The 15,261-nt window shown below is 58.0% G+C and carries 8 protein-coding genes; 5 read left to right on the forward strand and 3 right to left on the reverse strand.

The genetic code is table 11. From position 1 onward, the window contains the following. Window positions 1-7 precede the first annotated feature (7 nt). On the forward strand, window positions 8-1,210 hold the full coding sequence (hpnI, locus tag OH764_RS07815) for a bacteriohopanetetrol glucosamine biosynthesis glycosyltransferase HpnI (RefSeq protein WP_498848627.1): 1,203 nt from the start codon (window positions 8-10) through the stop codon (window positions 1,208-1,210). Between the two features lie 123 nt (window positions 1,211-1,333). Here the strand turns inward: hpnI and OH764_RS07820 are convergent, their stop codons facing one another. After that, window positions 1,334-1,672: a hypothetical protein gene (locus OH764_RS07820; protein WP_498848628.1), complete on the reverse strand. Its 339-nt coding sequence runs from the start codon at window positions 1,670-1,672 to the stop codon at window positions 1,334-1,336. A 438-nt stretch (window positions 1,673-2,110) separates the two neighbouring features. On the opposite strand from OH764_RS07820, the gene hpnJ reads away from it, so the two are divergent. Then, window positions 2,111-3,532, forward strand: coding sequence for a hopanoid biosynthesis associated radical SAM protein HpnJ (hpnJ, locus tag OH764_RS07825; RefSeq protein WP_498848629.1), 1,422 nt, complete (start codon window positions 2,111-2,113; stop codon window positions 3,530-3,532). 1,305 nt (window positions 3,533-4,837) lie between these two features. Here the strand turns inward: hpnJ and OH764_RS07830 are convergent. After that, a protein-coding gene (locus tag OH764_RS07830) for an IS3 family transposase (RefSeq protein ID WP_498848630.1) occupies window positions 4,838-6,021 on the reverse strand; the annotation gives its coding sequence in 2 pieces (ribosomal slippage) (window positions 4,838-5,757 and window positions 5,757-6,021; 1,185 coding nt in all). 340 nt (window positions 6,022-6,361) lie between these two features. On the opposite strand from OH764_RS07830, the gene OH764_RS07835 reads away from it, so the two are divergent. Beyond that, on the forward strand, window positions 6,362-7,684 hold the full coding sequence (locus OH764_RS07835; protein WP_498847578.1) for an IS5 family transposase: 1,323 nt from the start codon (window positions 6,362-6,364) through the stop codon (window positions 7,682-7,684). 256 nt (window positions 7,685-7,940) lie between these two features. On the opposite strand, the gene OH764_RS07840 is transcribed toward OH764_RS07835, so the two are convergent. After that, complete coding sequence (locus OH764_RS07840; protein ID WP_498848631.1) at window positions 7,941-10,226, reverse strand: Orn/Lys/Arg family decarboxylase; 2,286 nt, start codon at window positions 10,224-10,226, stop codon at window positions 7,941-7,943. Between the two features lie 361 nt (window positions 10,227-10,587). Between OH764_RS07840 and speC the strand changes: the two genes are divergently transcribed. Both speC and potE read left to right on the forward strand, forming a co-directional pair. After that, the gene (speC, locus tag OH764_RS07845; RefSeq protein ID WP_498848632.1) at window positions 10,588-12,951 is read left to right on the forward strand and encodes an ornithine decarboxylase; all 2,364 of its coding nucleotides are present in this window, start codon (window positions 10,588-10,590) and stop codon (window positions 12,949-12,951) included. A gap of 32 nt (window positions 12,952-12,983) precedes the next feature. Further along, window positions 12,984-15,248 (forward strand): putrescine-ornithine antiporter, encoded by a 2,265-nt coding sequence (potE, locus tag OH764_RS07850; protein ID WP_498848633.1) that lies wholly within the window; start codon window positions 12,984-12,986, stop codon window positions 15,246-15,248. The last annotated feature ends 13 nt before the right edge of the window (window positions 15,249-15,261 follow it).

Here is a 15,261-nt window from a genome sequence, read left to right on the forward strand (position 1 = left end):
GAGGCGTATGGCTCTGCCGCATGTTGTCCACCTATTCTTCGCTTTCGCTGCAGGGTTATCTGCCCTGGGTGCCGGACTCGGCATCGTGTACACCGTGTCGGCCAGTATCCTTATGCGCCGGTTCTTTTCGCGTCCAATCGTCGCGCCCGTTGGCTTCCCTGCAGTTACCGTTGCCAAGCCGTTGCACGGCGACGAATGGGCGTTATTGGAGAACTTGACGAGTTTCGTGGAACAGGACTATCCGGGGCCGGTTCAATATGTCTTCGGCGTCCATGACCAATCTGATGAGGCACTCAGTGCCGTCGATTTTCTGCGCACGCGTTTTTCCGACAAAAACATAACCGTTGTGGCGGACGGCAGGATGAATGGGCCCAACCGGAAAATTGCCAATCTTTCAAACATTCTGGATCACGCGGAGCATGATGTGCTTTGCTTTGCCGACAGCGATGTACGCGTCGGGCCAAGCTTCCTCCGTGACATCATGGGCGCACTCCAGCAACCTGGCGTCGGGTTGGTCACCTGCGCTTATCGTGGATTGTGCGCGCCTGGGTTCTGGCCTCAGATCAGTTCAGCGATGACTGACTATCATTTTCTGCCCGGCGTAGTCACCGGATTGTCGATTGGACGCGCGCGACCCTGTTTTGGCCAAACGATCGCGATGACAAGGACGACCCTGATGCGCATAGGCGGTCTCGCGCAATTTGGACATCATCTCGCAGAAGACTACGCGATTGGCGAAGCGGTGCGCCGCAGCGGCTTCTCGGTAGTCGTTCCGCCGTTTGTCGTGCGTCACGGTTGCGTCGAGACAACGCTTTCCCAGTTATTCGCACACGAACTGCGCTGGAGCCGCACGATTCGCGCTGCGGATCCGACGGGTCATCTCGGGGCTATCCTGATGCATCCGTTTCCGCTTGCCTTGCTGGCCGCACTGACTTCATGGGGCAATCTACTGGCCTGCTGGCTGGTCGTGCTGACGCTCATGGTGCGCGCGATATTGGTTTGGCAGACGGATTGTGCGACGGGTGAGCGTTGCAGGGGATTTCCCTGGCTTCCGCTGTGGGATGTCCTTCAGTTCGTAATCTACGTTGCGAGCTTCTTCTCGTCCCGCGTGTTATGGCGTGGACAAAGGTTCGATGTCGACGAGAACGGTATGTTGTCGCCGTGCGTCCAGCATGATTCGACGCTGAAACGACCAACGAGTCGACCATGACTTCTCTTCTGGAATTGGTGCTTGCCAGGAAGAGCACGTAGCGATCCGGCCCGAGCGACCTTCGAGGAACTGGACAGTTTAGTGGAGTGCACTCGATGCGAGAACGCTGCATACCGACTGCTTTTACGCGTCCTCCATTATTACGCCAGCGCTGCGAATAACTTGAAGGTAAGCGGCCGTATTGCCGACAGCAGCCGTGGCCTGCTCCGCCAGCATTAGGACGTGTGAAGACTTCTCGGCGTTCGCCATCATTGCCCGCAAAGGATCCGAATCAGCGAATCCGCGCGCGGTCGCTACTTCGAGAACGGCGACCAATACACGGCGGGCGGCCGCTCGGGCGTCGGGTGTCGCCAACGGGGCGCGATATGCGAGAAAGCCTGCCATCAGCAAAAATTCGGCTGGGCTGATGTGCTGACCATTGCCGACGGGCACGCCGTCCGTATCGTCTCGACCTTGCGTCATCGATCGCCTCCCACTTTGGTTTTCAGTATGAGGCAAACCGCGTATGCAGTCGAATACCTCGATGCGTGTAAGCGTTCTGGTACGCATCGAGCGGAAGCTCAATCTGGGCGTCACCTTTCGTAGAACTGAGGTCCCTTCGCAGCGCATCTCGTGACACCGGCCACCGGTACGGCAGGCGGCCAAAGCAATAGTCTCGACGTACAAATCGACTGAGAAAAAGGACCGAGGTTTTGCAATTTACCCGTCGGGAGTCGTAGTATGCTTTAGCGGCCCCCTACGGTTCAGAGTTGCCACCGGAGAGGGGCGTGCGTACCGGCTGTCCAGAGTGACCAGCATAGTTTTTCGAAAGCCTGCATCAATTCGCGAAATCGCCGAAGCCCGGCGAATCCCCGTGAGTTACTGATTCCCGCAAGTGAACTGTAATATTCGAGGGCATTTATGAAAACGCTGTTTCTACAGGCACCTTCGTTCGACGGCTTCGATGGCGGCGCGGGCTCACGCTTCCAGACGAGGCGTGAGATTCGATCCTTCTGGTATCCAACCTGGCTCGCGCAACCTGCCGCGCTGGTCGAGGGCAGCCGCGTCGTGGACGCGCCCGCAGATGGCCTGTCTCTGGATGCCACGCTCGACATTGCTCAGGAGTACGACCTTGTCATTATTCATACGAGCTCACCATCGTTCTCGAGCGATGCGCGATTCGCGGAGCACCTGAAGCAGCGCAAGCCCAGTATTCTGATCGGGATGGTCGGGGCAAAGGTAGCCGTCGATCCCCACGGCTCGCTTGTCGCAAGCGATGCGATCGATTTCGTGTGCCGCGAAGAATTCGACTTCACCTGTCGCGAGATTGCGCAGGGACTTCCGTTCGAATCGATTCTGGGTCTCAGCTACCGCTTGCCCGACGGCGGAATCACGCACAACGACGCCCGACCGATTCTCGAAGACATGGACCAGTTGCCGTTCGTCGCGCCCGTCTACAAGCGTGACCTCAACAGCGAGAACTACTTCAGCGGTTACCTTAAGCATCCGTATGTCTCGATCTACACGGGTCGAGGCTGCAAATCGCGGTGCACGTTCTGTCTCTGGCCGCATACGGTTGGGGGGCATCGCTATCGCACCCGCTCGGTCGAGCATGTCCTTGAAGAAGTGAAATGGATCAGGGACAACATGCCAGAAGTGAAGGAAATCATGTTCGATGACGATACCTTCACCGATCTCAGACCGAGGGCCGAGGAGATCGCTCGCGGCATGGGCAAACTCGGCGTGACATGGTCATGCAACGCGAAAGCGAACGTTCCCTATTCAACCCTCAAAGTGATGAAGGAAAACGGATTGCGGCTCCTGCTCGTAGGCTACGAGTCTGGCGACGACCAGATTCTCGTGAATGTCAAAAAGGGGCTGCGAACCGATATGGCGCGCCGCTTCAGTGACGATTGCCGCAAGCTCGGCATCAAGATTCACGGCACGTTCATTCTCGGGCTTCCCGGGGAAACGCACGAGACGATACAGAAGACGATCCAGTACGCGAAGGAGATCAACCCGCACACGATCCAGGTATCGCTCGCCGCACCGTATCCCGGGACGGTCCTTCACAAGCAAGCTGTGGAGAACGGATGGCTGGAAGAAAGCAAGGTCATCACGCTCGTCAATTCCGCGGGCACCCAAGCATCGACTATAGGGTATCCGCATTTGTCGCGCGAAGAGATCTTTCTTGGCGTCGAGGAGTTCTATAAGCGCTTTTATTTCAGGCCGACGAAAATCTGGGAGATCGTCCGCGAGATGCTGGTCAGTTGGGAGATGATGAAGCGACGCTTGCACGAGGGCGTGGAATTCTTCAGGTTCCTCCGGGATCACAAGGCGTGAGCGGGCTATTCATTCGCGCTTCCGGGTTCCACAGTCGTTACAACGGCTGTGGACCCGGAAGCGGCTATTCGCGCGAATGACCTTCTGCAGAATGTCGCCAGATGACCTGGCCGTCCTACAGGTTAAGCGCGAAGTACAGTCAACAGCGGCCCATTCTTGGCTCACCGGGGTTTCATGACACCGACCGGCGTTTTTCGATTCCCTTGAAAAAGTCGAGATGGTGACTGGCTCTATAAGCGCTCTTTCCAACGGATTCTGGCATAAGGCCAAAGACCTATTGGCCGGATACATTGGGTGGCCTAATTTCTAGGAAGCGTTCGATTAGCGACTTGGGAGCGGCGCCTTGATCCTATTCGAGTGCGACCACCAGGCATCGAGATGTCTTGTCGAGGACAGGCGTTCCGGTCGTGGCGTGACTCACCGCCGGACCCGAAGCCAGTTGGCCGCTCCAAACATATGTATTCACCGCGCTAATACGCGGACGCCCGCGTGGCATGTCGGCGGTCATTCGCATAAACGAGGGTGATCCGCAAGCCTTGGCAGTTACGCAACAGGAGCAGTCTCATGGAATTTGTCCTGTTACTCGCGATCTTTTTGACATCGAGTGGATTTCTGATCGCCGCTCCCCGCACATCGGATCCTCCCGCGCCACGGCCATCGGGCCGCCGTCCGTTCCCGAGTCCCCCGAAGGCGGCGGTTTCACATCGCAAGCACCTTCTCAACCCGCCGGGACGGTGATTCTATCCACTGCGCGCGTTTCTGAATCAGTGCGGCCGCAGTGACTCAAGAATGGCGCCCGCAGTTGCGCCACCGCCGCGAGGCCACCATCCCGGTTGGAACTCATCTCCGCCGCGAACGGCTGCGCCGCGCAATGCGCTGGTCGCATCGCGATCCTGGTCTGCTTGTTGGTCGACAGGCGAAGCCGTCGCGGCAAAATGCCAGCAGCGCAGGGCGGCATCATCAGCGCGTTGGGCGCCGCTGAACTGGCTAGCGCTCTCAGAGTCGATCGTGGCTGCACCGGCGAAGGCATCGAGCTCAGGTCGCCCCGGCGTGATCGCCTGCTGCGGCTACGCGTTTGCGATGAGACCGGCTTTGCTCGCTGCGTGACACAACGGGCGGTCCGGCGCGCTTAGAAGTCGGCTGCCGTGAGCGTTATTCGCTCACCTGAGAAGGGCAACGCTTTATTCTTTATCGCTTGGGAAACTGTCCGCTTCCCAAGCTCGAAGGCAAGCAACAGTTGCTTCGGGCTCTTACTCCGAGCGCCTGACCTTGCCCTCGTTTGACGAATCCCATAGCTGGGGGGAATTATGCGGCTTCGCCTCGCTGAGCTGCGAACCAGTTCTTTTCGAACGTCATGGGGCTGACGTAATCGAGCGTTGAATGTAACCGACGCGCATTGTAAAAGCCCAGCCAGTCAATCACCTCATCCATTACTGCTCGCCGAGTGGCGAAGTGTCGTCCGTGCATGCGTGCTACCTTCAGCGAACCCCATAGACTTTCCGTCGGCGAATTATCCCAACAATTTCCACGTCGGCTCATCGACGAACGCATGCCGTAGGCCTTCAATGTGTCCTGAAACAGGCCGCTGCAATATTGGCTGCCCCTGTCGCTATGCACGATTACGCCGGCGTCAGGGCGACGCCGGAACCACGCCATTCGCAATGCGTCCGTGACTAGTTCAGCTTTCATGTGTGGCTGCATCGACCAGCCCACCACCTGCCTGCTGAACAGGTCGATGATAACCGCGAGGTAGACCCAGCCTTCGGCTGTCGCCAGGTACGTGATGTCGGTCGTCCAGACCTGGTTCGGTGCGTTAGCGGTGAAGTTGCGCTCCAACAGATTCGGCGCCACCGGCAAATCGTGGTTAGAGTTTGTCGTCGCGATGTACTTGCGCTTGTGGCGAGCTCGAATGCCATGCTGCGCCATCAGTTTGCGAACCCGTTCTTTACCCACGCGCACGCCTTGTGTGAGCAACTCCCTCCACATGCGGGGCCAGCCGTATTCGCCTTTAACCTGCGTGTGAATTGCCTTGACTTGCGCGAGCAGTGCATCGTTGCTTACGCGGCTTCGGTGCGGCTTGTCCTGCGCGGTGCGTTGCCGGCGCTGATGATATCCGCTGGGACTGACTTCCAGCACTTCGCATAGCACCGAGACTGGCCAGTAGCGTCGATTGTGCTCGATGAAGGCGTACTTCACATCGATTCCTTCGCGAAGTACGCTGCGCACTTTTTTAATATATCTCGCTCCATCTTCAGGCGCGCTACCTCCGCACGCAGCCGCGCCAGCTCCATCTGTTCCGGGCTCACGGGCTTCGTGCCTGCTCCCGCGAGCTTGCCTTCCCGGTCAGCCTTCACCCAGTTGTACAGTGTCTGTTCAACCACACCCAGTGTCGCCGCCACTGCTGCCATGCTTTGCCCGGCTTTCACCAACCGTACCGCTTCCAGCTTGAACTCGAGCGTGTACTGTGCTCGCTTTGCCTTGCTTGTCATCGTTCTTCTCCTTGCTTGAGTTTACCTGTTCAGCAAGGGATTCGTTTTTCGGGGGCAAGCTCAGCCCAGCTTTTGACATGCCATCTCTGCGGGAAGCGCAAACGCGCAGTATCCCCATCCGAAACCATAAGCGGAAAACCAGACCGTGAAATCGTCGGGGAGAAGAGGGGGGGAGAATTGGGTGAGGCTGGTCCATGGAAGTCACCCTCTTATCAATAGTCGACCCTGAACAATTCGGAGCTCCTTGTGCAGCAGAGCTTTGAGGCCGAAATGGTGTTGTGAGAATTGCAGGAACCTGGCACATTAACGCGAGAACCCTGCATTTTTCGACGAGGTGCGGATGGGTCCGAAGACACCTGTGACGGAGGGAGATTTTTTCCGCCAACCGCTGCGCGAACAGATCAACCTGAAGCATCCGTTGATACGTTTGGCCGACCTGATCAACTGGGCGCGACTGGGCGCGTCGATGAGCGAAAGCTTTGTATCGCGCAAGGGGCGACCGGCGACGTCGCCCAGACTGATTGCCGGGCTGCTGTATTTGCAGCACGCGTTCGACCTGTCCGACGAAGAGGTCGTCTGGCAATGGGTTGAGAACCCCTACTGGCAGGTCTTTACGGGCGAGACGTATCTCCAGACGGAGCCGCCAATCGACCCGTCGAGCCTGACGCGCTGGCGCAAACGACTGGGCGAAGCCGGCGTTGAAGAATTGCTCGCCGAGACGATCGAAGCAGCGAAGCGCGCTGGCGTGATCAAGGCCTCGAGCGTCAAGCGCGTGATTGTCGATACGACTGTCATGGAGAAGGCGATCGCACACCCAACCGATTCGCGATTGCTCGAACGGTGTCGCGAACATCTGGTGAAGGCTGCGGCACGGCATGGTCTGAAACTGAGGCAAAACTACAACCGCGAGGCGCCGCGACTGGGGCTGCAGATTGGCCGCTACGCTCACGCGAAGCAGTACAAACGCATGAGAAAGACATTGCGCACGCTGCGTTCGCGCGTTGGACGGGTGATGCGTGATGTGGAGCGGCAGCTCTCCCACGTGCCAGACTCAGGTCGTGTGGCGTTGCAGGAGTTAATTGGTCGCACGAAGCGCATCCTGGCGCAGAAGCCGAAGGACAAAAATAAGCTCTACGCGCTGCACGCACCGGAAGTTGAATGTCTGGCAAAGGGAAAGGCCCGCACGCCCTACGAATTCGGCGTGAAAGTGTCGATCACGACGACCCACAAGGAAGGCCTGGTCGTTGGCATGCGCTCGATGCCGGGCAATCCGTATGACGGGCACACGCTGGCTGAAGCGCTGGAGCAGGCGGCAATCCTGTGCGACGACACGCCAGAAGTCGCCATCGTCGATCGCGGCTACAAGGGTGTCGCCGTCGATGGCGTGAAGATCTATCACCCGGGGTTGCGGCGTGGCATCACACGCGGACTACGAGCGATGATCAGGCGACGCAGCGCAATCGAGCCAGCCATCGGTCACATGAAGACAGACGGAAAACTTGATCGCAACTGGCTCAAAGGCGCGCTCGGCGATGCGATGCACGCGGTGCTGTGCGGCGCCGGTCACAACTTCCGGATGATCCTGAGGAAGCTGCGGCTTCTTTGTGTCTTCGTTCTCGTTGCCCTGTTCAACTGCCACACTGCCACCGAAGTGCCGGCGTAACGCGAATGGCACGAGAACCGAATTGTTCAGGGCCGACTCAATAGGGAAACCGTCGTGACATAGTGCCACGCGGCCACGATGGCCTTGCATGTTGCTGGCATACCCCCTTCGCGTCAGTCGTGACGCGTCACGCGATTGAGCGCCTCAGGACGCTTCGACGCTGAGGGCGATGCTCGCAACTATCGTGCGAAGCAGCGAGTCTGGATTAATGGCGACTTGGGCCACTTACGCCTTGTCGCCGCGCGACTGGCATTAGTCATTTAACACAGCAGACGTCGTAGCGAATGGAGTCTCCTTCACGCACCATTTCGAGCCCGTGAATCTCTGTCTCGAAGCCGGGGAACCTTGCTTGCTGCTCGTAGCAATTTCGCAGATAGGCGAGTACCGAGGGTTTGTCGAACTGCTCGCCCGGCATGATGACGGGAATGCCGGGTGGGTAAGGCACCAGCATTACAGCTGCAATGCGGTCTGCGAGATCATTTAGCGGGACCATCTGAACTTCGTTACGCACCAGTTTGTCGTATGCGTCGCAAGGCAGCACAACCTGAGTGGGCAAGTCGGTATAAATGTCGCCCATGAGTTTCAGTGTGCCGAATTCACGATAGAAGTCGTGGATTCGCGCGGCAAGCGTCTTAAGACTGACACCTTCATATGCGGCCGGATGCTGTTTGACAAGATCCGGGAATACGCGGTCTAGCGGCGCATTGGTGTCGTACAGTTCCTTGAAGCGGAACATCTCGGCGAGAAGAGTGCCCCACTTGCCCTTCGTGATTCCGATGGAGAAAAGCACCAGGAAAGAATAGAGGCCGGTCTTCTCGACAACTATTCCTCGGCCCCACAAGTAGCGACTCACGAGCGCCGCGGGAATACCTTGTGCCTGCAACTCCCCGTGAGGATCCACCCCCGGTGTGAGAACGGTTACTTTGATCGGGTCGAGCATCGAATGATCTGGTGTTACGTGTGTGAAGCCATGCCACGAATCCCCGGCTTTCAGAACGAAGTCTTCCCGATCGACGTCGATAGGCGCGAGTGGTCCTGTCTTCGCGGCTCTGCTGTCAGCGATTTGCGCGGGTTGCCATGCGCCGAAGAACCAGTCGCCATTTTCAGACATGGTCCGATATGTCTGCGCGATCTTTCTGCGAAAGGCGACCGCTTCGGCGATCGCGTCCTCGATTAGTGCGCGGCCCGCGCCGCCTGCCATCATCCTTCCCGCGACGTCGCAAGAGGCGATGATGCTGTACTGCGGTGAGGTCGACGTGTGCATCATGTACGCTTCGTTAAAGCGGGCGTGTGAATAGCTCCCCTCCGCATTGTTTTTTACATGAATCATGGACGACTGCGACAGTGCTGCCAGCAACTTGTGCGTGGATTGCGTCGCAAACGTAACAGGCTCACCCGCCTGTGGATTCGCGCTTGCTGCCATCCCATAACGATTTTCATAAAACGGACTGAACCTGGCATAGGCAAACCACGCCTCGTCGAAGTGCAGTACCTCGACCTGGTGCGCAAGCATCGTGCGGATCGCTACTGCGTTATAACAGAGACCGTCGTAAGTCGAATTGGTTACGACGGCCAGCCGCGGCTTGCTCTTTTTGTCGGCGATCAGCGGCGACTCGTCGATTTTCTTCTGGACGGCTTCCACGGTGAACTCAGCCGCGGGTATCGGACCAATGATGCCGTACGGATTTCGCGTTGGGCGGAAATACACCGGTATAGATCCGGTCATGATCAGCGAATGCAAAATAGATTTGTGGCAATTGCGGTCGACTATCACCACGTCGCCGCGCGACACACAGCCGTGCCACACCATCTTGTTCGAAGTGGAAGTACCGTTGGTGACGAAGTAGGTGCGATCAGCTCCGAAGTTGAGCGCGGCTTCTCTCTCTGCCTCGCCTACGACGCTCGTGTGTTCGAGCAGCGATCCGAGCTCCGGCACGGACACCGATAAGTCCGAGCGAAACGTGGACTCGCCGAAGAAGTCGAAAAATGCTCTTCCGACTGGCGATTTCAGGAATGCTACGCCACCGGAGTGTCCGGGCGTGTGCCACGAGTACTTGTACTTTTCGGTGTGCTCCATTAACTCCTTGAAAAACGGCGGCAGCAGAGTGCTCAAATAGGTATCCAAAGATTCTTCGAGGCGCCCCGCAATAAACGCGGCGGTGTCTTCAAGCTTGTAAATGAAGCCGGTGAGTTGCGCGACGAGTTCGACCGGCACGGTCTCCAGCACATCGATTGACGAGTCGAGAAAAATGCCGACGCCGGGATAGCGACCGCGGAAGCGCTTCACGGCTCGCACCATGTCTTCGGAGGGGATTTGCGCGATCGTACTGTGGTTCATGACGATCACGCCGATCTCCGGATGCGAAACGATCCGTGCAGCACCGTCCGTAAAGTCGCTAGCCGTGATCACCTTGAGACCGCGGGAAGTCAGGCCGTCAATGATGTCGCGAATCGCCCGGCCGCCTGCGTTCTCTGCGTTCAATTCCTGGTCGACGATCAGGACGGGAAACTTCGCGCGCAAAAAGGTTAGGGAAGTGGACATGGAATTCTCCTTCGGGCGACGACGCGGGGACGTGAGGAATCTGGGCAGCAGCCTCGTGCGTACGCGCCGCATACATCGATAGAAAATCATGCGTCTATCGAAGCTGCCATCGGACCAAGGTCGTATGGATGTAAGTTATTAAATGCGTCACTCGGCAGCCGCTGCATTGGGCTCGCGCGTCTTGCATAGCGGCGCCCCGATGTGTAGGACCAAAGTCTGATTCATATCAAACTGAATTCTGTGTTCTTCTAATGATGACGATGAGTGTTCGCGGCGCTAAGTCACGAACACTTGCGCGCAGACGCGCCGCTTTTCCACACAGACGTATTGCATGGGTGGCGGACAACCGGAGGGCCGGGCGATGCTTCCCCGTTCAATCAAGACGCCGACGATCCCTATACCGTTCCAGAAGTTGCTGAAAGTAGTTGCGATCGTCGACATGGAAAACGTCGAGACGCGAACGCTGCTCGACCATGTTCGCGAAGCAGGTTATACAGTGGAAGTGCGAGGAACGTTTGCGCGCGATGTCAGCGAAGACGCAGACGTGGGCGCTTATATTGCGCTGGTGGACGGCGAACGTCTCACCGCGGCGAGAAAACTCGCGCTAGACGTACGCGCGCTTGGCTTCAATACGCCGTTGTGGGCGCTAGGCGATTCACATCGGATATCCGATCTGGCCGTTGCCGAGGGACTTGGTGAAGTGGATGGCTACATTTACCTCGGGCAGCAGACGCCGGCTTTCTACGCCAAGCAGGTTATAGGCAGCATCGTTCGATACGGCATGAGTCTGTTGCCGCCGTTCTTCGGCGGTCTCGCGGCGTATGACGCCCAGGCGACCATCGCGTTCGACTGCCCTGGGCATCAAGGCGGGCAGTTCTTCCGAAAATCTCCAGCTGGACAGTTGTTCTTCAAGACTTTCGGCGAAAGCATTTTTCGAAACGATCTATGTAACGCGGACGTCAATCTTGGCGACCTGCTGATTCACGAGGGTGCTGCGGCCGACGCGCAGAAGCATGCGGCCCAGGTCTTCGGTGCGGATAGGACCTACTTTGTCCTCAATGGCACTAGCACGTCGAATAAGGTCGTCACGGGCGCTGTGCTCAGGCGCGGCGATCTGGTTCTATTCGACCGCAATAATCACAAGTCCATTCATCAGGGCGCGCTCGTTCAGGCGGGGGCAATTCCTGTCTTTCTACCCACGGCGCGAAATCCCTTCGGCATGATTGGCGCGGTCGATTGGGAGGCGTGGGATGAAAGCTATCTCCGCGAGCAGATCCGCCTCAATCCGCTAGTGAAGGACCCGGAGCGGCACAGATCGGAGCGTCCGTTTCGACTCGCGTGCATCCAGCTCGCGACCTACGACGGAACGATTTACAACGTCGGCAAGGTACTCGACAGGATCGGGCACCTGTGCGATTACGTGCTCTGGGACGAGGCATGGATCGGCTACAACGCGTTCCATCCGCTTTACGAGAATTACAGCCCTATGCGCATCCAGCGGCTGACTCCTGACTTGCCCGGACTGTTTTCTACGCAGTCGGTGCATAAACAAGGCGCTGGCTTTTCACAGGCGTCGCAGATACATAAGCGCGACGAGCATATACGCGGGCAGAAGCGCTACATCGAGCATAAGCGGTTTAACGAGTCGTTCCTGATTCATGCGTCCACCTCGCCTTTTTACCCACTTTTCGCGTCGCTCGACGTGAATGCCAAGGTTCATGAGGGAAAAGCCGGCGAGGTACTGTGGGACCGTTGCATTGAACTTGGCATCGACGCACGCAAGAAATTCCGCCAATTCAAACAACATTACATGTCCACAGGCAGGTCGACGCAGGAGCAGTGGTTTTTCGATCCTTTCGTACCGGACCTCGTCAGCATCAAGGATTCGCCGTTTATCGGGAACGTGGAAAACGCTGCCTGGGAAAGCATTCCTACCGAAGTGATCAAGCGCGAACAGCAATGCTGGACCTTTGATCCGAAGGCCGCGTGGCATGGCTACGGGGGCTATGCGGAAGGTTATGCAATGGTCGATCCGAACAAGCTCACGCTGTTGACGCCGGGAATCGATCGCAATACAGGTGACTACCTAAGCTTCGGCGTTCCCGCGACGGTGGTCGCCAACTATCTGCGTGAAGAAGGCGTGGTGCCCGAAAAATGCGACCTGAATAGCATCCTGTTTCTTATGACCCCCGCCGAGGATGAAAGCAAGCTGAACACGCTGATTGCAAAGCTCGTCAAGTTCAAGAACCTTTGGGACCGTGACGCCTTACTCGGCGAGGCATTGCCCACGCTCCATGCTTCCCATGCACAGCGCTACGGGGATCTCACCCTCCGCGAAGTATGCAACGAAATGCATAGTTTCTATCGGGAGGCGAACGTAAAGGACCTGCAACGCAAATGCTTCAGGGCATCGAGTTTCCCGGAACTCGCGATGTCCGCCGAGAACGCGTACGAGGCGCTAGTCGCAAACGACGTGGACTACATTCCTCTGGATACTGCGCAGAACCGCATCTCAGCGACGTTAGCCTTGATCTACCCACCGGGAATCGGTGTCGTGCTGCCCGGCGAACGCTGGGACGCACGTGCGCAACCCATGCTCGACTACTTCATGGCGTTCCAGGAGTCATTCAATCGTTTCCCAGGCTTCAACTATGAAGTGCAAGGGGTCTTTCAGGAACGGGAGAACGGACGGATCCGCTTTTATACGTATGTGGTTCGCGAATAGTGTTCTAACGTGACTGTAGAGAGAGGTGCGCCATGGCCGAACAGCAGAAGAAGATGAACGTCGTGCAGCTGACGTTCATCGTCACGGTGAATATGATGGGCTCCGGCATCATCATGCTGCCGGCTAATATGGCGAAGGTCGGCGCCATCTCGCTGCTCTCCTGGATCGTAACGGCGCTCGGGTCGATGGCCATCGCGTATGGCTTCGCGCAAGCCGGAATTCTCAATCAACGGGCCGGGGGCATGGCCGCCTATGCCGAGGACGCGTATGGCAAACCCGGCTACTTCCAGGTGTTCTTTCTGTATTTCCTGTCGCTCGCCATTGCCAACGTCGCCGTTGCAAGCTCCGCGCTCGGGTATCTGTCCGCGTTCTTTCCGGTGCTCACGTCGACGCCGATTGCGACGTGTATTGGCGTAATCGCGCTCCTGTGGATCACAACCGCGGCGAATTTCGGCGGCCCGAAACTAACGGGTCGCCTGGGCTCTGTGACGGTCTGGGGCGTCATTCTGCCGGTGGGCTTTATCTCGGTGTTCGGGTGGTTCTGGTTTAGCAGCGCGATCTTCGGCGCCGCATGGAACCCTAACGGATTGCGACTCTCGCAGGGCATGGGGTCGAGCATTTCGCTGACGCTGTGGGCGTTCCTCGGTATGGAGTCGGCAGTGCAGAATTCATCCGCAGTGGAAAACCCGAAGCGCGATGTTCCGCTCGCGAGTCTGTTCGGCACATTGGGCGCGGCGGCCATTTATATTCTGTCCACCGCGGTAATACAAGGCATTGTGCCGGGAGCGGAGCTCGCGAAATCGGCCGGCCCGTTCGGCCTGGCTTTCGCGAAAATGTTCAATCCGCTCGTCGGCTCTGTTGTGATGGCACTAGCGGCGATGGCTTGCGTGGGTTCATTGCTGGGCTGGCAGTTCACCTTGGCTCAGACCGCCAAGGATGCGGCGGATTCGCAGATGTTTCCCAAGATATTTAGCAAGGCCAATCGAATGGGGGCGCCGATCGCCGGGATGGTCATCATGGGCGTTGTGCAATCGTTGATGGCACTCTCTACCATTTCCCCGAACCTGAGCCAGCAATTCGAGGCTCTAGTCAATCTGGCGGTGGTAACGAACGTGCTGCCCTACATCATCTCGATGTCTGCCTTGTTCGCGATGATGCGTGACGCACAGGTGAGCGCTCATGTCTATCGACGCAATGCTGTTGTTGCGGTAATAGCGATGATCTACTCCGTATATGCGCTTTATGCGGCCGGCAAGGACGCCGTGCTCGGCGGCATGCTGGTCATGGCAATCGGCTACATCGTGTTCGGCTTCATTGCGATGCGCTTCTCGGTCCGTGGGAGCGCGCTCCGCGCGGGTGCTGCGACAGCAGCCATGCTGATGCTGGCTATAGTGGCGCAAGCGATCCTCAGCCCGCGTCCGGCTCGCGCTGCGGAAGCGGTGGCCAGCGCGTCACCCGCGCAGCGCGGCGCGTTAGCGCGAATCGGCCAGTCCGGGAAAATCAATCTGGGTTATTCGGTGGACTCGCAGCCTTTTTCCTATCGGGACAACGCGGGTCATCCGGCGGGCTACACGGTCGCGCTTTGCGAGAGAATTGCCGCGCAGGTAAAGAGTGAACTCAAGCTAGCAGCTTTATCGGTCCAGTGGGTGCCGGTGACACCGCAGGAGCGCTTTGTCGCCGTGCAGGAGCATCGCGTCGACCTCTTGTGCGGCGAGGCCGATACGCTCACGGGTCGTAAGCAGATTGCGTTCTCGATCCCCACGTATCCGGGCGGGCTCGGCGCGATGGTTCGCGCGGACGCGCCGCCTGCATTGAAGGAAGTCCTTACCCTTGGGCACGCATCTGCAAGGCCGCTGTGGCGCGCGACGCCTGCGCAGATATTGTCCGCTCAAACGATCTCCGTGGTCGCCGGATCGGCGACAGAGCGCTGGGTCGCGACGAAGCTCGCGCAACTCGAAATTCCGGCGAAAATTGTGCCTGTGTCGAACGTAGACGCCGGGATCGGAAATGTAGTCGACCGCAAGGCCAACGTCATGTTCGCGGAACGTTCGATCCTGCTTGCTGCCGCGACCCGCGCGCCTTTTGGCGACCAGGTGACCGTGCTCGACCGGCGCTTCACTTACGCGCCGGTGGCAATCGGCCTCGCACAAGGCGAAGATGATCTGCGTCTGGTAGTTGATCGAACCTTGAGCAGGTTGTTTGTTTCTACTGGATTCCGAGACCTTTATACCGCGTGGTTCGGCCAGCCCGATCAGGATGCGCTAAGGTTCTTCAGTATAGTGGCGTTACCCGAGTAGACGCATCGAGGTG

This window comes from Burkholderia sp. M6-3 (assembly GCF_050858985.1).
Classification (GTDB): domain Bacteria; phylum Pseudomonadota; class Gammaproteobacteria; order Burkholderiales; family Burkholderiaceae; genus Paraburkholderia; species Paraburkholderia caledonica.

What these genes read in the sequence shown, in the direction of transcription:
- OH764_RS07820 (WP_498848628.1), bottom strand. Translation starts at nt 1,672, where the DNA reads ATGACGCAAGGTCGAGACGATACGGACGGCGTGCCCGTCGGCAATGGT.
- speC (WP_498848632.1), top strand. Translation starts at nt 10,588, where the DNA reads ATGCTTCCCCGTTCAATCAAGACGCCGACGATCCCTATACCGTTCCAG.
- hpnI (WP_498848627.1), top strand. Translation starts at nt 8, where the DNA reads ATGGCTCTGCCGCATGTTGTCCACCTATTCTTCGCTTTCGCTGCAGGG.
- hpnJ (WP_498848629.1), top strand. Translation starts at nt 2,111, where the DNA reads ATGAAAACGCTGTTTCTACAGGCACCTTCGTTCGACGGCTTCGATGGC.
- potE (WP_498848633.1), top strand. Translation starts at nt 12,984, where the DNA reads ATGGCCGAACAGCAGAAGAAGATGAACGTCGTGCAGCTGACGTTCATC.
- OH764_RS07840 (WP_498848631.1), bottom strand. Translation starts at nt 10,226, where the DNA reads ATGTCCACTTCCCTAACCTTTTTGCGCGCGAAGTTTCCCGTCCTGATC.
- OH764_RS07835 (WP_498847578.1), top strand. Translation starts at nt 6,362, where the DNA reads ATGGGTCCGAAGACACCTGTGACGGAGGGAGATTTTTTCCGCCAACCG.